1 protein-coding gene is annotated in these 403 nt (G+C 42.9%); it reads left to right on the top strand.

The features are described 5' to 3' along the window. A partial coding sequence (locus tag QTO00_RS20900) for a Tn3 family transposase (protein ID WP_331426412.1) occupies window positions 1-403 on the top strand: 403 nt, incomplete at both ends.

Raw genomic sequence — 403 nt, 5'->3', positions numbered from 1 at the left:
AGTTACCCCAAACAGAATGGATTAGCTAAAGCATTAAGAGAAATTGGCAGATTAGAAAGAACGTTGTTCATGCTTGATTGGCTTCGAGATCCGGCTTTGCGCCGCAGAGTACAAGCTGGTTTGAATAAGGGTGAATCACGTAATGCTCTTGCTAGAGCTGTTTTTATGCATCGGCTTGGGGAAATAAGAGATCGAAGACTTGAGAATCAAAGCTATCGAGCAAGTGGACTGACTCTACTTACAGCAGCAATTACATTATGGAATACGGTGTATATAGAAAGAGCTATAGAGGCCCTTAAACGAAAAGGTATCGAAGCGGATGGAGATCTGATTGCTCACCTATCGCCACTTGGTTGGGAACATATTAACCTCAGTGGTGATTACATATGGCGCACCAATACCA

The sequence above is a fragment of the Vibrio sp. M260118 genome, from assembly GCF_036533755.1.
GTDB lineage: Bacteria > Pseudomonadota > Gammaproteobacteria > Enterobacterales > Vibrionaceae > Vibrio.
Note: the sequence above shows the minus strand (reverse complement) of the source record. Positions and strands in the feature narration are given on the sequence as shown.